At 61.7% G+C, this 18,474-nt stretch carries 18 protein-coding genes and 1 tRNA gene; 15 read left to right on the top strand and 4 right to left on the bottom strand.

Annotated features, from left to right (window positions below; translation table 11 throughout):
• Window positions 1–126 precede the first annotated feature (126 nt).
• From CHB75_RS14935 to rpsO, 12 genes are all read left to right on the top strand, one after another.
• Complete coding sequence (locus CHB75_RS14935) at window positions 127–621, top strand: DUF1097 domain-containing protein (protein ID WP_089271882.1); 495 nt, start codon at window positions 127–129, stop codon at window positions 619–621.
• A gap of 188 nt (window positions 622–809) precedes the next feature.
• A complete protein-coding gene (locus CHB75_RS21715) occupies window positions 810–962 on the top strand; it encodes a hypothetical protein (protein WP_176439152.1) in 153 nt (50 codons plus the stop codon).
• A 283-nt stretch (window positions 963–1,245) separates the two neighbouring features.
• The gene (locus CHB75_RS14925; RefSeq protein ID WP_217898795.1) at window positions 1,246–2,508 is read left to right on the top strand and encodes a multidrug effflux MFS transporter; all 1,263 of its coding nucleotides are present in this window, start codon (window positions 1,246–1,248) and stop codon (window positions 2,506–2,508) included.
• A 168-nt stretch (window positions 2,509–2,676) separates the two neighbouring features.
• Window positions 2,677–3,714 carry a succinylglutamate desuccinylase/aspartoacylase family protein gene (locus CHB75_RS14920; RefSeq protein ID WP_089271878.1) on the top strand — a complete coding sequence of 346 codons (1,038 nt, stop codon included), beginning with the start codon at window positions 2,677–2,679 and terminating at the stop codon, window positions 3,712–3,714.
• Window positions 3,715–3,905: 191 nt separating this feature from the next.
• Window positions 3,906–4,694: an exodeoxyribonuclease III gene (locus tag CHB75_RS14915; protein WP_089271876.1), complete on the top strand. Its 789-nt coding sequence runs from the start codon at window positions 3,906–3,908 to the stop codon at window positions 4,692–4,694.
• Between the two features lie 224 nt (window positions 4,695–4,918).
• Window positions 4,919–5,833, top strand: coding sequence for a thioredoxin (gene trxA, locus CHB75_RS14910; RefSeq protein ID WP_089271874.1), 915 nt, complete (start codon window positions 4,919–4,921; stop codon window positions 5,831–5,833).
• Window positions 5,834–5,860: 27 nt separating this feature from the next.
• Window positions 5,861–6,508 carry an LON peptidase substrate-binding domain-containing protein gene (locus CHB75_RS14905; protein WP_089271872.1) on the top strand — a complete coding sequence of 216 codons (648 nt, stop codon included), beginning with the start codon at window positions 5,861–5,863 and terminating at the stop codon, window positions 6,506–6,508.
• 8 nt (window positions 6,509–6,516) lie between these two features.
• On the top strand, window positions 6,517–6,684 hold the full coding sequence (locus CHB75_RS14900; RefSeq protein ID WP_425439505.1) for a Trm112 family protein: 168 nt from the start codon (window positions 6,517–6,519) through the stop codon (window positions 6,682–6,684).
• A 240-nt stretch (window positions 6,685–6,924) separates the two neighbouring features.
• The gene (gene truB / locus CHB75_RS14895) at window positions 6,925–7,836 is read left to right on the top strand and encodes a tRNA pseudouridine(55) synthase TruB (protein ID WP_089271868.1); all 912 of its coding nucleotides are present in this window, start codon (window positions 6,925–6,927) and stop codon (window positions 7,834–7,836) included.
• 11 nt (window positions 7,837–7,847) lie between these two features.
• Complete coding sequence (locus CHB75_RS14890; RefSeq protein ID WP_089271866.1) at window positions 7,848–8,366, top strand: DUF1643 domain-containing protein; 519 nt, start codon at window positions 7,848–7,850, stop codon at window positions 8,364–8,366.
• On the top strand, window positions 8,359–8,667 hold the full coding sequence (locus CHB75_RS14885; RefSeq protein WP_089271864.1) for a DUF5665 domain-containing protein: 309 nt from the start codon (window positions 8,359–8,361) through the stop codon (window positions 8,665–8,667). Before CHB75_RS14890 ends, CHB75_RS14885 begins: the two co-directional genes overlap by 8 nt.
• A gap of 150 nt (window positions 8,668–8,817) precedes the next feature.
• On the top strand, window positions 8,818–9,087 hold the full coding sequence (rpsO, locus tag CHB75_RS14880) for a 30S ribosomal protein S15 (protein WP_089271862.1): 270 nt from the start codon (window positions 8,818–8,820) through the stop codon (window positions 9,085–9,087).
• A gap of 85 nt (window positions 9,088–9,172) precedes the next feature.
• Here the strand turns inward: rpsO and CHB75_RS14875 are convergent, their stop codons facing one another.
• Complete coding sequence (locus tag CHB75_RS14875; protein WP_089271860.1) at window positions 9,173–9,892, bottom strand: phosphatase PAP2 family protein; 720 nt, start codon at window positions 9,890–9,892, stop codon at window positions 9,173–9,175.
• 204 nt (window positions 9,893–10,096) lie between these two features.
• On the opposite strand from CHB75_RS14875, the gene CHB75_RS14870 reads away from it, so the two are divergent.
• From CHB75_RS14870 to CHB75_RS14860, 3 genes are all read left to right on the top strand, one after another.
• A tRNA-Gly gene (locus tag CHB75_RS14870) sits at window positions 10,097–10,170 on the top strand.
• Between the two features lie 271 nt (window positions 10,171–10,441).
• A complete protein-coding gene (locus CHB75_RS14865) occupies window positions 10,442–12,241 on the top strand; it encodes an ABC transporter transmembrane domain-containing protein (RefSeq protein ID WP_089271858.1) in 1,800 nt (599 codons plus the stop codon).
• A gap of 195 nt (window positions 12,242–12,436) precedes the next feature.
• The gene (locus CHB75_RS14860) at window positions 12,437–14,317 is read left to right on the top strand and encodes an acyl-CoA synthetase (RefSeq protein WP_089271856.1); all 1,881 of its coding nucleotides are present in this window, start codon (window positions 12,437–12,439) and stop codon (window positions 14,315–14,317) included.
• Between the two features lie 56 nt (window positions 14,318–14,373).
• On the opposite strand, the gene CHB75_RS14855 is transcribed toward CHB75_RS14860, so the two are convergent.
• The 3 genes from CHB75_RS14855 to CHB75_RS14845 all read right to left on the bottom strand — a co-directional run bounded on the left by CHB75_RS14855 (window position 14,374) and on the right by CHB75_RS14845 (window position 18,467).
• Window positions 14,374–15,606: a mandelate racemase/muconate lactonizing enzyme family protein gene (locus CHB75_RS14855; RefSeq protein ID WP_089271854.1), complete on the bottom strand. Its 1,233-nt coding sequence runs from the start codon at window positions 15,604–15,606 to the stop codon at window positions 14,374–14,376.
• A gap of 129 nt (window positions 15,607–15,735) precedes the next feature.
• On the bottom strand, window positions 15,736–16,815 hold the full coding sequence (locus tag CHB75_RS14850; RefSeq protein WP_089271852.1) for a Zn-dependent alcohol dehydrogenase: 1,080 nt from the start codon (window positions 16,813–16,815) through the stop codon (window positions 15,736–15,738).
• 326 nt (window positions 16,816–17,141) lie between these two features.
• Entirely contained in the window at window positions 17,142–18,467 is a 1,326-nt protein-coding gene (locus CHB75_RS14845) for a lyase family protein (RefSeq protein WP_089271850.1), read from the bottom strand.
• Window positions 18,468–18,474 lie beyond the last annotated feature (7 nt).

Genomic DNA, 18,474 nt, shown 5'->3' with positions numbered 1-18,474 from the left:
CCATTTTTGGCAAAAAATTCTGCATAAACCTTTGTCGAACTAGGAGTGTTTTGTCGAATCGATAGGTTGACGTAGCGGAATGCCCAAAATAGTGGCGGCCGCTTACCAAATTGGGAGGGACAAAACATGAATATGATAAATGCGCTTGCGATCTCGATCGGCGTGCTTGCCGCGGTCGCAACCTACCTGTGCCTTGGCACCGCTCTTGGACTACAGGTCTGGGCGCTGTTCATCGGCTGGGGAAGCTTTTTCCATACCGGAGGCGGTACCGAAGGGCTGACCAAATCTGCCACTAACCATATCTGGGGCGTGGTTATCGCCGCTGTCACCTTGATCATAGTCGGAACGGTTGGCGGCTCTGTCGCGGTGACTTCGGGCATTGTCGGAGTTTCGGTGGCTGTTCTTGTGCTTGGGGCACATTCTGCAGCCCTGTCGACCATCCCGGCGGGTGTTTACGGATATGCCGCCACCGCTGCTTTCGCACTGCTGACAGGTGTGGCAATCGGTGATGCCGGCGCCATGGCCAAAGCCGCCTTTATCGTTCTGGTTTCCCTGATTATCGGCAACGTGTTCGGCTTTGTTTCCCAGAAGATCGCCGGAGCGATGGCCGCCGAAAGCTGAGGCAATCGGCCCCGGTACGTTTGCCGGGGCCGCTTTTGTGCGTGGCGACCGTTTGCGGTCGCTAATTGGACCCCGCGAGACATTAGACGAAGTATTTAGAGAAATTCTGACTCTCTTTGAACATACTTGCATTTTAGCAAGAGATCAGCGCATTTCGGTTGTGCATCTATTCTTTCGAGACCTACAGGATGACGGGCATCACGCTCGTCCAAGTTGCCGTTGCGATCTATGAAGCTGTCCTGTCGGAACTGGTCGGCATGGGCGCCGGAGTGACAGAGATATATATGCCGGTGTCGATGGGTGCGTGTGATCCCGACTTCAGCGCGGTCAAGGCCAACTAGGGCCGTTAACGCGCCCGAACCATGGGGCGGGGTAAATTTTGCTCTACCTAGTGCGGGTTAGCGTGGTCCAGAACGCTTGTACGCAAATAATTCCAAGCCATGCGCCAGATGCAACTCCGTTAACCGCGACACGGAAGTGGCTGTAAAAGTGAACCGTTTGGTATAGCAAAGCGGATACCGTACCCCAAGACAATCCGCTTGGGGCGAGTCGGCGTTGTACAAGTATGGCGCGTCCACGGATTTAGGTTCTCATTGAATGCCCAGCCGATAGAAAGACAGCCGCATGGCCATGACTACAGCGAGCGACACCGAATTGCGTGCCAGCCACACAAAAAGCCTGCCCTATTGGGAATTCGTGGCGATCATCGCACTTCTGATGGCGCTGAATGCGGCGGCCATCGACGTCTATATCCCGGCGTTGACGGACGTTGGCAGTGCGCTGGGCGTGACCAGCGATAACCAGCGCCAATGGGTGATTACCGCCTATGTGCTGGGTTTTGGCGGCGCGCAAATCATCTATGGCCCGCTGTCGGACCGGTTCGGGCGGCGCAAGGTTCTGTTTGTCGGCCTTGGTATCTATGTGGCGGCGGCTTTTGCGGCAATTTTTACGCCCACCTTCGGCATTTTGGTCGGACTTAGGGTCATTCAGGGCATTGGCGCCGCCGCAACGCGTGTCGTCGCGCTGTCGGTCGTGCGTGACCGGTTTCGTGGGCCAAAGATGGCTTCGGTCATGTCGCTGGTGATGATGGTCTTCATGGTAATGCCGGTCTTTGCGCCTAACCTTGGCTCGGCGATCCTGGTGTTCGGCACATGGCGCGAACTGTCAGCAGTCATGTTCCTGCTGGGTGTCGGCGCCTTTGCCTGGGCATGGATCCGCCTGCCGGAAACGCTCCACCCCGAGGATCGGCGCGAACTGACGGCCAAGCGCGTGTTTGAGGCGTTCCGCATCATCTTCACCAACCGTCAGGCCTTTGGCTACACGCTGGCGACGGGTGCATTCTTTGGTGTGCTCTTTGCCTTCATCGCGCAGGCCGAACAGATCTATACGCAGGTCTACGGCATCGGGCCGACCTTCACCTTGTATTTTTCACTCGTGGCCTGCTTCATGTCCGCATCGAGCTTTGCCAACTCGCGGCTGGTGGCGCGGTTCGGAACGCGGCGTCTGTCACATGGGGCGCTTACCGGGTTCACCCTGATCGCCGCTTTGCACCTGTGCGTGGCGATCAGCTTTGGCGGTGCGGCACCGTTCTGGTTATTCCTCGCATTGCTGATCCCGCAATTCTGCCTGTTCGGCTTTATCCCGACGAACTTCAACTCTCTGGCGATGGATCCGCTGGGCCATGTGGCCGGAACCGCCTCGGCTGTGCTGGGCACGGTGCAGACACTGGGTGGCGGTATTCTGGGCGGCGTCGTGGGGTATTTCTACAACGGCTCTCTGGTGCCGATGCTGACGGGCTTTGTGGGGCTTGGCGCGCTTTCGCTCAGCCTTGTGGCCGTGGCCGAAGGCGGCAGGTTGTTCGGTGCACCACGCGGCCGTCAGGTATAAGAGAAAAGCTGTGCTGCCCCTTGGCCGCGCAGCGCAGACAGGCGACATGCACGTCTTTTCCGCGCACTTCTGTTAAACGGCAGATGTCGATCCGGGCCAGAATGCCAGATCCCTTGCCAACCCCGCTTTCTTGCGATTCTATCGACAACAAGATGGTCAGGGACCCGCATGAACACACCCTTTGAAATCGGAACCGAAATCATCCTGCCGGGCAGCCGCCGGACGGTCGATCTGCCGGTATCGGTCATGTCCGACCACACCCCCGTCACCCTTTCGGCACATGTGGTCAACGGGCGTCGCGCGGGGCCGGTAATGTTCGTCTCGGCTGCGATCCACGGTGACGAAGTGATCGGTGCCGAGATTGTACGACGCCTGCTGCGCGCCGCGCCGCTGCAGCGGCTGACCGGCACACTGATCGCGGTGCCTATCGTGAATGCCTACGGCTTTCTCAACCAGTCCCGCTATCTGCCCGATCGCCGCGACCTGAACCGGTGCTTCCCGGGACACTCCGAGGGTTCGTTGGCCGCGCGCCTCGGACATATCTTTATGAAAGAGGTCGTGTCGCGCTGTGACATCGGTATCGATTTGCATTCGGCTGCCGTCGGGCGCACCAACCTGCCGCAGATCCGCCTGACTCCGGGCAACGACCGGCTGCGCGCCTTGGGCGAGGCCTTTGCAGCACCCGTCACGATGCTGTCAAAGGTGCGCGACGGCAGTCTGCGCGGCGAGGCCGAGGCGCGCGGCGTTGACCTGCTGCTCTACGAGGCTGGCGAGGGGCTTCGCTTTGACGAATTCGCGGCGCGCGCCGGGGTGGCCGGCATCCTGCGGGTGATGTCCCAGTTGGGCATGATCTCGTCCAAGGGTGTACCCCGCGCGCGCGGTACACCGGTGTTCTGCGAACGCTCCACATGGTCGCGTGCGCCGACGGGCGGGTTGCTGCGGACGTTGAAGGCCAGCGGCGACTATGTCGAGGCCGGTGCGGTTCTGGGGATCATCTCGGACCCCTTCGGTGAGGTCGAGGCCGAGGTGCTGGCCCAGGACACCGGCATCGTCGTGGGGCGCACCAACCTGCCTGTGGTGAACGAAGGTGATGCCGTCTTTCACATCGCCATCCCGAAACGCGCCGCACACGCCGAGGCCGCAGCACAGGGCATGGGCGAACACCTCGAAGCCGCCGCCCTGTTCGATGAGGATGAAATCATCTGAGGGTGCTGGAAAAGCCTCTTACTGTTGGCGGACAGGCACTCAGCCATTTGAAGTCAAAGCCACGCCTTCCGTTTCATCAGCCCCTAAATATTCCGGGGAATCCGCAGGGCAGGGGCAGCGCCCCTAATCCCGCCTTGCACCCAGCGCCGCATCGGGGGCATGGTCCCGGCGCATAGCCCAAGGAGACTCCCATGCCCTTCACTCTTGCCACCTGGAACATCAATTCGGTCCGCCTGCGTGCCGCCCTTGTGCAGCAATTGATGACCGAAGAGGCGCCGGACGTGCTGTGCCTGCAAGAGTGCAAGAGTCCGCTGGAGCTGATGCCGCTCGAGGGTTTTGCGACGCTGGGGTACACCCATGTCGTGGCGCGGGGGCAGAAAGGCTACAACGGTGTGGCGATCCTGTCGAAACTGCCGATCGAAGATATGGGCGACAAGGACTTTGCCTCTCTGGGGCACGCGCGCCATGTGGCGGGGCGGCTTGAGAACGGTGTGGTGATCCACAACTTTTACGTCCCCGCTGGCGGCGACAAACCGGACCGGACGGTCAATGAAAAGTTCGGTCAAAAGCTCGACTACCTGACAGAGATGCGTGACTGGTTCCATGCCGAGCGCCCGGAAAAGGCGATCCTTGTGGGCGATCTCAACATCGCCCCGCGCGAGGATGACGTCTGGGATCACAAGAAGCTGTTGAAAATCGTCTCGCATACTCCGATTGAAGTTGATCATCTGAGCGCCGTGCAAGAGGCCGGTAACTGGGTCGATATTACCCGGCAGGACATTCCGCAGGGCAAGCTCTATTCCTGGTGGTCCTACCGTTCGCCCGACTGGGACGCGGCAGACAAGGGCCGCAGACTGGATCACATCTGGGCTACGTCAGACATTTCGGCCTCTGCCCATTCCAGCCGTGTTCTACGCGCTGTACGCGGATGGGAACAGCCAAGCGATCACGCTCCGGTCCTTGCCACTTTCGACCTTTAGCAACCCCGCTGCACGCCGCAGATGCCCGGATGGCTCGGGGTCGCGGCTGCACTGGAATGCGCGGACCGGGATGTGCGCGATCCGATATTCCTGCAGGAAACTGGTCGTGATTTGCGGGATCGCGCAGCTTTTCCGTTCAGGGTCTCTGGCGCACCCCTTGCAACGCAATGCCCCTTGCGCCATCTAAACGGGCAACAGCCATTCCGGGCAAAGGGGATTTTTCGATGATCGAATTGGGAACGGGCACCGCCAAGCCGCAACAGAACCATGTCAAGGACGTGGCCGAGCGGGATTTCATGAAAGAGGTCATCGAAGCCTCCAGGGATGTGCCGGTTATCGTCGATTTCTGGGCGCCTTGGTGCGGCCCGTGCAAGACGCTCGGCCCGCAGCTTGAACAGGCAGTGAATGCGGCCAAGGGTGCCGTGACGATGGCCAAGGTCAATATCGACGAGGCGCAGCAGATCGCGGCGCAGTTGCAGATTCAATCAATCCCGACAGTCTATGCGTTCTACAAGGGCCAGCCGATTGATGGTTTTCAGGGCGCAGTGCCCCAGTCCGAGATGAAAGCCTTTGTCGAGCGTGTGGTGAAGCAAGCCGGCGGCGACGCCAGCGGTGGACTCGACGAAGCCGTGGCCGCCGCCGAAGAGATGCTGGAGCAGGGTGCCGCCACAGATGCCGTGCAGATATTCACGGCCATCCTTGGTGAAGAGCCGAACCACGCAGCCGCCTATGGTGGTCTGGTACGCTGCCATATCGCCATGGGTGAACTGGATCAGGCCGAAGCGATCCTGAACGGCGCCCCGATCGAAATTTCCAAGGCACCTGAGCTCGAAGCCGCCCATGCACAACTGCTGCTGGCCCGTCAGGCCGAAAATGCTGGTCCGGTGGCCGAGCTTTTGGCCGCTGTCGAGGCAAACCCTGACGACCATCAGGCGCGTCTTGACCTGGCTCAGGCGCTCTATGCCAAGGGCGATATCGAAGGGGCGGTCGAACAGCTGCTTGAATCCTTCCGCCGCGACCGCGAATGGAACGAAGGCGCCGCGAAAGCGCAACTCTTCACCATTTTTGACGCGCTCAAGCCAAATGATCCGATTGCTCTCAAAGGGCGGCGGAAACTCAGCTCGATGCTGTTTGCCTGACACCGCCCGCGGGCTAGCTAGGATGTCATGAAACATCTCACTGATCTGCCGGATCTGATCCCGGTCTTTCCCCTGCCGGGCGCGCTGTTGTTGCCGCGCTCCCGCTTGCCGCTGCATCTGTTCGAGCCGCGCTATCTGCAGATGTTCGATGACGCGCTCAAGACCGATGCGCGGTTGATCGGGATGGTGCAGCCAAATGCCGTGCCCGGACGGGACAAGGACGGTCTGCACAGGATCGGCTGCGCGGGCCGGATCAGCCAGTTTTCCGAGACGGAAGACGGGCGATACATGATCACGCTTGCCGGAGTTTCGCGCTTTCGGGTGCAGAAAGAGGTCGACGGCTTCACACCCTATCGGCGCTGCGAGGTCAGCTGGGACGGGTTTGAGCAGGATCTTTGCGACGATGCCGATGAGGACCGGGCGTTCAACCGGCCCAAGTTCCTGACGCTGCTCGAGCGGTTTTTTGATGCCCGCGACCTGTCGGCTGACTGGGACACCCTGAAAGAGGCCGACGACGAACTGCTGGTCAATTCATTGTCGATGCTGCTGGATTTCGATCCAGAGGACAAGCAGGCTCTGCTTGAGGCGCCGTCGCTGAGCACCCGGCGGGAGACCCTTGTGACGCTGATCGAGTATGCCCTTCGCGGTGGAACCGATGACGGGTTGATGCAATGAGCGAGCCAATGTTCGACCGCCGCATGCTTGAGGCGCTGATTTGCCCGCAGACCCATGCCACATTGTTTTATGACGCCGAGGCGCAGGAGCTGATCAGCCGCCGCGCCCGTCTGGCCTATCCGATCCGCGACGGGATTCCGGTGATGCTGCTGGACGAGGCGCGACGGCTGGACTGAGGCTTGTCGACCCGGCCCGGTATCGACCGCAGGCAGACTGTGAATGGGAGCTGTCTTTGCCGGGTCCGCAGTCCGGTTTCGCGCGCGGTGGGCGCGGTTCAGCTGGCTGGCACCCTGCGTGCTACGTCAGATTGTCTTGCGGGAATTGCAACTAAATCGCCCCAACCCGAACTACAGCCGCGTTGACAGTGCGCGGGGGCGCTGCTACGCGACCGCCCTTATCTATAAGGGACGAACAGCATGGCACGAGGCCGCAAGGGGCGCGATATTTCCGGTTGGCTGGTGGTGGACAAGCCTGCGGGCCTGACCTCGACCGCCGTGGTGAACAAGGTTCGCTGGGCGCTGGATGCCAAGAAGGCAGGCCACGCCGGCACGCTTGATCCGGACGCGACCGGGGTGCTGGCTGTGGCATTGGGCGAGGCGACAAAAACCGTGCCCTACATCACCGACGCGCTGAAGGCCTATGTGTTCACCGTGCGTCTGGGGGTGGCCACCAACACCGACGATGCCGATGGCGAAGTCCTGAAAACCTCGGATCTGCGCCCGACGGATGAGGAGATCAAGGAGGCGCTCCACAGCTTTGTCGGCGACATTCAGCAGGTCCCGCCGCAGTTTTCAGCGGTGAAGATCGACGGCGAACGCGCCTACAAGCGCGCCCGCGATGGCGAGTCGATGGAGATCGCGGCGCGGGATCTGTTTGTCGACTCTCTGATCATGCTGGGTCGTCCCGACATTGACCACGTGACGCTGGAAATGGTCTGCGGCAAGGGCGGTTATGTCCGTTCCATCGCGCGGGACCTCGGCGAAAAACTCGGCTGCTATGGCCATGTGCGTGAATTGCGGCGGACCTGGTCCGGCCCGTTCGATGCGGCGGATGGCATCACGCTGGACGAGGTAGAAAAGCTGGCCCGCACGCCGGAACTCGATGCGTATGTGCAGCCGCTTGAGATCGGTCTGGCCGATTTGCCGCAAGTACCCTGTGGGGCCGAAGCGGCCGCCAAGCTACGCAACGGCAACCCCGGCATGGTGATCAGCTCGGACGTGGAATACGGCGACGAATGCTGGGCCGCATTGGATGGCCGCGCTGTGGCCGTGGGTATCTACAAGGGCGGAGAGCTGCACCCCACCCGTGTCTTTGTCGCACCGGTTTAACCCTCGCGACGATGATCACCCGCGTACATACCGATGGGGCGACCCTTTCAGAGGCGATTTATAGCCCCTGCGAGCGTTACCGTTACGGTCTGTCGCGGATCTGGGACGATGCCGGTGGTGTGGTTCTGTTCGTGATGCTGAACCCGTCGACCGCGACGGAACTGCGCAATGATCCAACCATCGAACGCTGTGAGCGCCGCACGCGGGCCATGGGCTATGGCGGGTTCCGGATTGCCAACCTGTTCGGCCTGCGGGCGACACGGCCACAGGACCTGAAGGCCGCAACGGATCCTGTCGGCGGGGGCAACGACGAAATCCTGCACCGCTGGGGGCAGGGGGCCGAGATGACGATTGCCGCTTGGGGTGTGCACGGTGCCCATCTGGGGCAGGGTCGCCGCGTGGCGCAGGTGCTGCCGCAGTTGTGGCATCTTGGCTTGACCAAGGATGGCCATCCACGACATCCGCTCTATGTGCCTTATGCAACCGGGCCAGCGCTTTGGCCCCGAGAAAAGCGATATTCTGATGACTGATACCCCAAGGGACGACAAGCTGGCACATGACACCGAACGGCTGGCGAATGCGATGGAATCGGTTCTGCAGCTGAAATTCGTTCGACTGCACGACAACATGATCAAACTGGTGTGGTTTCAGTTCCTGCGCGGTCTGGCCTTTGGTCTGGGCGGCGTGATCGGTGGCGGTGCGCTGGTGTCTGTGGTCGTGCTGGTCCTCAGCCAGGTGGAGTTCATCCCGGTGATCGGCAACTTTGCAACCGATCTGATCGAGGAAATCTCGGCAGATGCTGACCGCAATGCGATGGTGCCCGAGAAGTAGCGCGCCCAGACACCAATCTTTTTCCTTTTCCTTGGCGCGGAATCACCCTATACGCGCCCATCCGCCCAGCCTTGGGCGGAGCCTCCACGGGCCCTGCTGGACGACATCCCGGCCTGCGCCATCACCCCTAACCTTTCAAAGGAGATCCCGATGTCGATCACGCCCGAAGAAAAAGCCCGCCTGATCAAGGAATTCGCGACCAAGGAAGGCGACACCGGTTCGTCCGAAGTGCAGGTTGCAATCCTGACCTCGCGCATCTCGACCCTGACCGAGCATTTCAAGACCCACAAGAAGGACAACCACTCGCGTCGTGGCCTTCTGATGATGGTCGCACAGCGCCGCAAGCTGCTGGATTACACCAAGTCGAAGGATGAGGCCCGTTACCAGGACCTGATCACGCGTCTGGGCATCCGCCGCTAAGCGCAGCGCCGTAAGGCAAGTTCTGAAACGCCCGCCGGTTCCGGTGGGCGTTTTGCGTTTGTGCGGGCATCTTTCGCGGGGTCGCTCAGGTTTCCACGCTACGTTCCGGCTCGATCTGGCCCTTGCGTGCCATTTTACGGGCCAGCAGCCAGACACCAAGCGCCCATGCCGCGCCCAATGCCCAGCCTGCCAGCACATCCGATGGCCAGTGGACACCCAGATAGACACGGCTGATGCCGACCAGCATGGCCAAGATCGCTGCCACCGCGACGTAGAACGCCCGCATGCGCAGCTGTCCCTCTGTTCGGGCCAGCATGACAGCAAGTGTGAGGTAGGTCACCGCCGCCATCATAGAGTGCCCTGAAGGGAAGGAGGCTGTGGCCACCTCGACCCCATGCGGGACAAGATCGGGGCGCGGGCGCGAAAAACCGGATTTCGCCAGATGCGACAGCGCCTGCCCGCCCAGAATCGCAACGGCAAGGAAGATCGCTGAAGCGCGCTGCCGACGCAGAAAGAGAAAGGTCAGCACAGATAGCGAGATCAGCGTCAAAACCGTCACGCCGCCAAGCGCGGTCAGGTCGCGCACTGCCAGTTCGATCTGCGGACCGCCGATGGGGTTCGCCGGGTCGCCCGGCGTGCGCAGCGCCAGAAGCACCGACTCATCAAAAGCGTGCAATTCGCCCTCCATCATCTCGGAGGCCAGCCCGACAAAGACCCAGAGCGCCCCGGCGATCAGCAGGATAACGATAAGTGTCGCAGTCTCGACCCGGCGGAACAGATCGGTGAGGGCGGCGGGAAGACGCATTTTGGGTGTCCTGTCGGTCAAGATATGGGGATGCCGTGGCGCGCACGGTCCCTGACAGGAGGGGGCGTGTCAATGTTGGCATGGAGGCGTCACGATCACAGGTGGGTCATGACGGCCGAACCACTGCGCATCGCAACGGGGGGCAAAATGATGACATATAGCTTGACCGCAAAAGTCGCATGAAATATTGACCCAAGTCGTAGCGCGGGCGTTGTGTAATGGTAAGACCTCAGCCTTCCAAGCTGATGACACGGGTTCGATTCCCGTCGCCCGCTCCAATCTCCCTGGTCGCCCGCTGCATCCCTCATCTTTTCCTCATCTTTTGGCCGCCCGTGTTAGAACCGGATTTTTTCGCAGTGCGCGCGGCTGTGCCGCCAGCATTGGTAATGCTTAGTGGCATTCGGCTGGGGCGCGTCTAAGGTGAACACGGCCACCCACATCTACATTAAGCATGTTTTTTTTGCAGGACCCCGTGACGCGCGGCAATGATGCGCTTGACCATGGGGCCGGGAGTGTTGAAACACATGGAACACGAAAACAGGAGGGGTCATGGCCCGAGAGACCGCACCGGCAACGGGTCAGGATGAGCGCGAGAAGTCGAAACGCCTTGGTTCACTGGGCAGTCTCTGGCCCTTTATGTTGCCCTATCGCAGGCTCGTGACGCTGGCGCTTCTGGCGCTTGTACTGACGGCCTCTGTATCGCTCGTGTTGCCGCTGGCGGTGCGCCGGGTGGTGGATAATTTCGAGGATGGCAGCGGTGCTCTGCTTAACCAGTATTTTGGTGCTGCTCTGGCCATCACCGCGCTTCTCGCTGCGGGGACGGCGCTGCGCTATGCACTTGTCACGCGGCTTGGTGAGCGCGTGGTCGCGGATATCCGCAAGGCGGTCTTTGATCGGGTGATCGGCCTGTCGCCGGTGTTCTACGAAAGGATCATGACGGGGGAGGTTCTGAGCCGGATCACGACCGACACGACACTGATTCTGAGCGTGATCGGATCGTCGGTATCGATTGCCCTGCGCAATGTGCTGATCTTTGCGGGTGGGCTGGTGCTGATGCTGTTCACCTCGTGGAAGCTGACGCTGATGGTGCTGTTGATCGTGCCCGCCGTGGTGGTGCCGATCCTGACGCTGGGGCGCAAGCTGCGCAAGCTGAGCCGCGAGAATCAGGACTGGATCGCGGCCTCCTCTGGCAGTGCCTCCGAGGCCTTGAGTTCGGTTCAAACGGTACAGGCGTTTACGCACGAATCTATGTCGCGGGCGGCCTTTGCCGATGTCACCGAGAAAAGCTATGACGCGGCGCAGCGCCGGATCTGGACGCGGGCGCTGATGACCGCAATCGTGATCTTTCTGGTGTTCACCGGGATCGTCGGCGTGCTGTGGATCGGGGCTTGGGATGTGCGTGCAGGGTCGATGACGGCCGGAGCGTTGGTGCAGTTCGTCATTTATGCGGTGATGGTGGCCGGGTCGGTCGCTGCGCTGTCCGAAGTCTTCGGAGAGCTGCAGCGCGCGGCAGGTGCCACCGAACGGCTGGTCGAATTGCTGCACACAGAGGACCCGATAAAGGATCCGCAATCTCCTGCGGTGCTGCCGACCCCGGTGCGTGGCGAGATTTCATTCGAAGGTGTAAGTTTTGCCTATCCAGCGCGGCCTGACGTTTCCGCGCTGGACAATGTCACCTTGCAGATCAGGGCGGGCGAAACCATCGCACTGGTCGGTCCCTCCGGGGCGGGCAAAACCACGATCATTCAACTGATCCAGCGGTTCTACGACCCCGACGAAGGGTCGGTGCGGATGGACGGAATGTCCCTGGCGGATCTCAAGCGGGATAACTTCCGCCGTCATATCGCGCTGGTGCCGCAGGATCCGGTGATCTTTGCCGCCTCGGCGCGCGAAAACATCCGGTTCGGTCGCCCCGATGCCACCGATGCCGAGATCGAGGCGGCCGCACAGGCGGCAGCGGCGTCGGAATTTATTGATCGCTTGCCCGAGGGCTATGACACTTGGCTTGGCGAGCGCGGCGTGATGCTGTCGGGTGGTCAGAAGCAGCGTATCGCGATCGCTCGGGCCATCCTGCGGGATTCACCCGTGCTGTTGCTCGACGAGGCGACAAGCGCTCTTGATGCCGAAAGCGAGCGCGCAGTGCAGCGCGCGGTGGACGAGTTGGCCCGCACTCGCACGACGATCATCGTCGCGCACCGTCTTGCAACGGTGAAAAAGGCGGATCGGATTGTTGTGATGGATCAGGGGCGAATCGTTGCGACCGGCACACATGATGTGCTGGTGGCCGAAGGCGGGCTTTATGCGCGGCTTGCGCGGTTGCAGTTCACCGATGGGATGGTGGCCGAGTAGATTGGCGCTGCGCCAGTCACCGGTCCGGTGACAACCCGGTAAATTTTGGGCCAAATGAAGCCAGCGCAAACGGGACGTTGCGTCAGAGCGTTGCTGCCGCTGCGTCGATCGGGCTTGCGCCCGGGGGATATCCTTCGGAAACTGGCGGCGGGAGACGGCCCGAAACAGGGCCGGGAAATAGGGAGGAGACGGCTGATGGGTTTTGCATCCATGGCGGACCGGAATGCGATTGAAGCGGAGATGCTTTGGGAGAACAGAGATCTCCCAAAGACGCTCTTTGGGCTTCTTAGCCGCACCGCAGGCACCTTTCCCGACCGTCCGGCGGTCAGCTATCAGATATTTTCGGGACCGAAGGACAAGGCCGAGACGCTGCGCTGGTCCCAACTGCTGGACCGCGTGACCCAGGCGGCGAACCTGTTTCGTTCGTTGGGGATCGGTGAGACGGATGTGGTGGCCTATGTCCTGCCCAACTGTAACGAGACTACCGTGGCCCTGCTGGGTGCGATGGTGGCGGGTATTGCCAATCCGATCAATCCGCTGCTGGAGCCCGAGCAGATCGCGGCCATCCTGCGCGAGACGAAGGCGAAGGTGGTTGTCACGCTGAAGCCTTTCCCGAAGACCGACGTGGCGCAGAAGGTGCACGAGGCCTGCCGTCACGCCCCGGGTGTCCAGACGGTGCTTGAGGTCGATTTGAACCGCTATCTGACACCGCCCAAATCCTGGATCGTGCCGCTCTTGCGTCCCAAACTGCATGGCGCGGACCACGTGGATGTAAAGTGTTTCAACCGTGAATGCGCAAAGCAACCGAAAATTCTGCAGTTCGAAGATGTTCAGGCTGATCGTGTCGCTGCCTATTTCCACACGGGCGGCACCACCGGCATGCCAAAGGTGGCGCAGCATACCTATTCGGGCATGATCTACAACGGCTGGCTGGGCCACAGGATGATGTTCAACGAAAAGGACAACATCATTTGTCCGCTGCCGCTGTTCCACGTCTTTGCCTGCCACGTGATTCTGATGGCGGCGCTGTCGTCTGGCGCACATGTCGTTTTTCCGACGCCCCAAGGGTATCGCGGCGAAGGCGTGTTCGACAATTTCTGGAAGCTGATCGAGCGCTGGCAGATCACCTTTATCATTACCGTGCCGACTGCCTTGTCGGCGTTGATGCAGCGCCCTGTCGATGCGGATGTGTCTTCGGTCAAGACGGCGTTTTCGGGATCTGCGCCGCTGCCTCTTGAGCTGTTCCGGCGGTTTGAGGAAGCCACTGGGGTGTCAATCATCGAGGGGTACGGGCTGACCGAGGCGACCTGTCTGGTGGCGGTGAACCCGGTAGAGGGGAAGAAAAAGGTCGGCTCCACCGGGATTCCGTTGCCCTACACGGATGTCAAGATTTTGCGGGTGGTTGATGGACAGCCGGTCATTTGTGGTGTGGACGAAGTGGGCGAGATCTGCGTTTCGAACCCCGGAGTGTACGCTGGCCGTACCTATACCGAGGCGGACAAGAACCGGGATCTGTTCCACTTCGGCACGCATCTGCGCACCGGAGATCTGGGTCGGATCGATGAAGACGGCTATCTCTGGATCACTGGGCGGGCCAAGGATCTGATCATCAGGGGCGGGCACAACATTGACCCGGCCGATATCGAAGAGGCCTTGCTGGGCCATCCGGCGGTTGCCTTTGCCGGGGCGATCGGCCAGCCCGATGCGCATTCGGGCGAACTGCCCTGCGCCTTTGTCGAACTGGTGGGCGGTGCCACGGTGAGCGAGGAAGAACTGCTGGAATATGCCCGTGTGCATGTGCATGAACGCGCCGCGCATCCCAAGCACATGACCATTCTGCCGGAGCTGCCAAAGACGGCCGTGGGCAAGGTGTTCAAACCGGATTTGCGCAAGCTGGCAATCACCCGGGTCTACAATGAAGCGCTGCAAAAGTCAGGTGTGGCCGCGCGGGTTGTATCCGTAAAGGATGACAAGAAGCGCGGGCTTGTTGCGCAGCTGGCCGCCAACGGTGCGCAAGAGGCGCAGGTCGCAGACGTGCTTGGCGCCTTTGTCCGACCCTGGGAATGGCAGGCCTGAGCCGGGGGGAGCCTGTGCCCCCGGTCGCTGCTGACCCTACGCCCTGATTGGGGCGATCAGTCTGCCACCGGGGGCGCGCCGCCCATGAAGTGGTTGTCGTTCTGATAATCGCAAGAGGCCTCCTGCATCTGTAGATGCAGCCCGGTGCCGGTATAGGGATGCGCGCGGGCCAGTGTCTCGTCCACCTCGATGCCCAGTCCGGGGGCCGTGGGTGGCAGGATAAATCCGTTTTCGATCTGGATGCTGTTCCTGATCAGCGCTGAATGGAACGGTGTTTCGATGGTTTCCGCCAGCAGCAGGTTGGGGATGGAGGCCGCGAAATGTACGTTGGCGGCCCACTCAACCGGTCCGGCGTAAAGGTGCGGCGCCATTTCGGCGTTGAACGCCTCGGCCATTGCCGCGATCTTCTTTGTCTCCCATATGCCGCCCGAACGTCCCAGGGCGGGCTGCAGAATCTTTGCCCCGCCCGTCCGCAGCACGGTTGCGAATTCGGCCTTTGTGGTCAGGCGCTCACCGGTGGCGATGGGAATGCGGACCGCGCGGGCGACTTCCTGAAATTCCAGCAGGTTGTCCGGGGGGATGGGTTCCTCGTACCAGAGCGGCAGATAGGGTTCGATGGCCTGACCCAGCCGGATGGCGCCCGAGGTGGTGAATTGCCCATGGGTGCCAAAGAGCAGATCAGCCTTGTCGCCCACCGCCTGCCGGATCGTCCTGCAAAAGGCGACCGAACGAGAGATGTCGGACATCGCGGGCTGGTGCCCGCCGTGAATGGTGTAAGGGCCGGCAGGGTCGAATTTCACGGCCGTATAGCCGCGCGCCACCAGATCAAGCGCGGATTCGGCCGCCTGATCCGGATCGTTCCAGAAATCGGTCAGGTTGTGATGGGGCAGCGGGTAGAGGTAGGTGTAGGCGCGAATGCGCGGATTCACCATGCCACCCAGTAGCGCCCAGACCGGACGGTCGAGGGCCTTGCCGAGGATGTCCCAACAGGCGATTTCCAATCCCGAGAAGGCCCCCATCACGGTAAGGTCCGGGCGCTGGGTAAAGCCGGAACTGAAGGTGCGACGGAACAGAAGTTCGATGTTTTCGGGGTTCTGGTCCAGGAAGTGCCGTTCAAAAACGTCACGGATCACGGCCTGCATGGCGTCCGGGCCGACAGACGCGGCATAACATTCGCCCCAGCCGGTGATGCCGTCATCGGTGGTCAGCTTGACGAGGATCCAGTAGCGCCCGCCCCAGCCGGGCGCGGGCGGGGCTGTGACGATGATGTCGAGGTCTTTCAGTTTCATCGGCGTGGCTCCTGTTGGGGTGGTTTCGGATCGCTTGCGCGATCCTATCAGGCCGGGGGCGCTGCCCCCGCCGCCCCTGATGGGCGACGCGCCCGGAATATTTTCGGACAGGTGAAAGGGCTGAGTGGCTTAGAAAATAATGACGTTGCGCTTGGCTCCGCCGGTCTTGGTGTCAGCGATAGCTTCGTTGATCTGATCGAGCCTCCAGCGACCCGAGACAAGTTCGTCGAGCTTCAGCCGTCCCTGGCGGTAGAGATCGGCCATCCACGGGATGTCCCGGCGGATGACCACGTCGCCCATCTTGGACCCGATCATGCCCTGGGACATGTAGGCGAGCGTGACGGGCTCATATTCCGCCATGGCCCCGGAATGGGGCATGCCGACCATCACCATCTTGCCGCCCCAACCCAGATAGCGGGGTGCGCGGTTATAGGCGGGGATGGCGCCAACGGTGACGATCACCGCATCGGCACCGCGGCCCATAATCTTTATAGCCTCTTTCCAAGGGCTTTCGCCGGTGGCCAGAACCCCGTCCGTGGCGCCGAAGTCGCGGGCGATGGCAAGCTTTTCCTCGGACATGTCAACGGCGACAATGCGCCGTGCACCTGCGATTCTGGCACCCTGAATCGCATTCAGCCCGACGCCGCCGGCGCCGATCACCACGACATCTTGTCCCGCACGCAGCCCTGCCGCATTAACCACGGCACCGATGCCGGTGATCACGCCGCAGGCCATCAGAGCGACGGCTTCGGGCGGCATATCGTCGGGCAGGGGCACGATCTGGCTCTGATCCACCACCACATGGCTGGCAAATGCACCACAGTTCATGGCCTGAACGACGCTTGTGCCGTCCGGGCGGGATAACGGAGAGGCGTATCCCCCCGGCGTTTCGCAGATTGTCGGTTTGCCCGAAGCGCATTGCGTGCAGGTGCCGCAGGCGCGGATCAGCGTGACCACGACCCGATTGCCGAGGGAGACACCTGTTACGCCTTCGCCAATGGCGGTGACGCGGCCAGCGGCCTCGTGGCCATAAACTGCGGGCAGATTTCCACCCCAGGCACCTTCAGCAAAATGGATGTCCGAATGGCAGATCGCTACAGCTTCGAGAGTCACTTCGACTTCGCCCGCGAGAGGCGCGCGAAGTTCGAGTTCCTCGATTTCCAGCGGCGCATTATAGGCAGTGCAGACGGCGGCGGTGATGCGGGTCATTCTGGTCTCCCTTTCGTTTGAGGCAACCTGCGATGCGATGGAAGCGGAAACAAGCTTGAATGCGACCGCTTGTGTCGGTGTGCGCTCATAGCTCTTGGTGGGATGTCAGCCTTAGTGTCGGATAGGGTGCCGGTCGGCCGATCGCAGAGACGACGCCAAGCACTATGCCCTGCGGGTCTGAGCTGTCATTTGTGTCGCCGAAAAGGTTCGACATCATTGGATTAATGATTCCGACGGCATGGTTTCATCACGGCGATCGGCAGAAAGATCACCGGCAGTTGCAGCTTCTGTCCGTCACGCTGATTCGTCTGCGCCACCTGCCCTGGTCAGAGCGCGCGGACGGCGGCCGCGAAGGCGCGCGCCTCATGTGGTGCCTGACCCATCTGTGTGTCCGGCAGGAACAAGGCAGGGGGCAGGTCAGGCCAGCGCGCCAGGGCCGCGTCGCGCAGGTGGGTGCCGTTGGCGATCACTTCCTTACAGAGCATCTTGACCTCGGCCTGGGCATCGGGGCGCGACATCCGGCTTGTCAGGGCGAAGGATAGCGCCTCTGCGGCCAGCAGCCCTTGGGCGCTGTCGAGCGTGGCAGACATGGCTTGCGTGTTCGGAGCGAGGGTTTCGGCAAGGTTCTGTGCGTGCTTTAGCGCTGCCGAAAGGCTCAGGCAGAGCGAGGGAAGGGTGAGCCATTCGGTGAACCAGGCCGCGCCGTCGCGCTGCTGTCGATGCAGGCCAGCGCCCTGCAGAGTGGTGTTGAGCCCCAGAGCGTGGTGCGACAGGGCGACAAGCACGGAAGGCGCCACCGGGTTCTGTTTCTGCGGCATGGTCGAGGATCCGCCGGCACCACCAAGGCGAACCTCGGCAAGACCTGACTGGGTGAGCAGCAGCAGGTCTTCACCCATCTTCCCCAGCGCCGTGGCGGTGCGGGTGATCCAGGCGGCAAGCCGCAGGATCACCGTGCGGTCGCTGTGCCAGCTGTGGCCGGGATCCGATAGTCCAAGTGCCTCAGCCAGTGCGGCGCGCAGGGCAGGAGCGTCGGCGCCGAGTTCTGTTGCGGTTCCGGCAGCGCCAGAGAGGGACACGGGCAGGCCCGCGGCACGGATCGCGCGCAACTCTTCCAGCAGGGTCAGCAGCGGCCAACCCCAGGCGGCCACGGTCGCGCCAAAGCTGGTGGGCGTGGCGTGCTGGCCATAGGTGCGTGCAGCCATCGGCGTGTCGGCATGGGCGGCGGAAAGGGTGGCAAGGGCTTTTAGCGTGGCGTCGAGACCAGCGTCAAAAAGCGCCAGACCCTGACGCAGCCGCAGCATCAGCGCCGTGTCCAGTATGTCCTGAGAGGTCGCACCCCAATGCAGGTACTGCGCATGTTCAGGTGCCTGCATCAGCGCGCGGAAGGCGGTGACGAGTGCCGGAACCGAAACGCCATTCTGCCCGGTGGCTTCGGCCAGCCCGGCCGGGTCCATCTGGATTTCCAGCGTGGCACGGTGGATGGCAGCGGCGCTAAGTTCCGGAATGACGCCGGCCGCGCCCTGAACCTTGGCCAGCGCACCCTCAACCAGAAGCATGGCGCGGATTTCGGCGCTGTCGGAAAACAGCCGGGCGGCTTCGCCGGTGTCGAAGAGTTTGGAAAGATGTGCGCTGTCAAAAGGGGAGGCGGGCATGAGGCGT

Origin of the sequence: Puniceibacterium sediminis (assembly GCF_900188035.1) — a bacterium.
GTDB classification, from domain to species: Bacteria; Pseudomonadota; Alphaproteobacteria; order Rhodobacterales; family Rhodobacteraceae; genus Puniceibacterium; species Puniceibacterium sediminis.
Note: the sequence above shows the minus strand (reverse complement) of the source record. Positions and strands in the feature narration are given on the sequence as shown.

Coding starts and splice junctions, on each gene's coding strand:
- CHB75_RS14935 (WP_089271882.1), top strand. CDS start 127: ATGAATATGATAAATGCGCTTGCGATCTCGATCGGCGTGCTTGCCGCG.
- CHB75_RS21715 (WP_176439152.1), top strand. CDS start 810: ATGACGGGCATCACGCTCGTCCAAGTTGCCGTTGCGATCTATGAAGCT.
- CHB75_RS14925 (WP_217898795.1), top strand. CDS start 1,246: ATGGCCATGACTACAGCGAGCGACACCGAATTGCGTGCCAGCCACACA.
- CHB75_RS14920 (WP_089271878.1), top strand. CDS start 2,677: ATGAACACACCCTTTGAAATCGGAACCGAAATCATCCTGCCGGGCAGC.
- CHB75_RS14915 (WP_089271876.1), top strand. CDS start 3,906: ATGCCCTTCACTCTTGCCACCTGGAACATCAATTCGGTCCGCCTGCGT.
- trxA (WP_089271874.1), top strand. CDS start 4,919: ATGATCGAATTGGGAACGGGCACCGCCAAGCCGCAACAGAACCATGTC.
- CHB75_RS14905 (WP_089271872.1), top strand. CDS start 5,861: ATGAAACATCTCACTGATCTGCCGGATCTGATCCCGGTCTTTCCCCTG.
- CHB75_RS14900 (WP_425439505.1), top strand. CDS start 6,517: ATGTTCGACCGCCGCATGCTTGAGGCGCTGATTTGCCCGCAGACCCAT.
- truB (WP_089271868.1), top strand. CDS start 6,925: ATGGCACGAGGCCGCAAGGGGCGCGATATTTCCGGTTGGCTGGTGGTG.
- CHB75_RS14890 (WP_089271866.1), top strand. CDS start 7,848: ATGATCACCCGCGTACATACCGATGGGGCGACCCTTTCAGAGGCGATT.
- CHB75_RS14885 (WP_089271864.1), top strand. CDS start 8,359: ATGACTGATACCCCAAGGGACGACAAGCTGGCACATGACACCGAACGG.
- rpsO (WP_089271862.1), top strand. CDS start 8,818: ATGTCGATCACGCCCGAAGAAAAAGCCCGCCTGATCAAGGAATTCGCG.
- CHB75_RS14875 (WP_089271860.1), bottom strand. CDS start 9,892: ATGCGTCTTCCCGCCGCCCTCACCGATCTGTTCCGCCGGGTCGAGACT.
- CHB75_RS14865 (WP_089271858.1), top strand. CDS start 10,442: ATGGCCCGAGAGACCGCACCGGCAACGGGTCAGGATGAGCGCGAGAAG.
- CHB75_RS14860 (WP_089271856.1), top strand. CDS start 12,437: ATGGGTTTTGCATCCATGGCGGACCGGAATGCGATTGAAGCGGAGATG.
- CHB75_RS14855 (WP_089271854.1), bottom strand. CDS start 15,606: ATGAAACTGAAAGACCTCGACATCATCGTCACAGCCCCGCCCGCGCCC.
- CHB75_RS14850 (WP_089271852.1), bottom strand. CDS start 16,815: ATGACCCGCATCACCGCCGCCGTCTGCACTGCCTATAATGCGCCGCTG.
- CHB75_RS14845 (WP_089271850.1), bottom strand. CDS start 18,467: ATGCCCGCCTCCCCTTTTGACAGCGCACATCTTTCCAAACTCTTCGAC.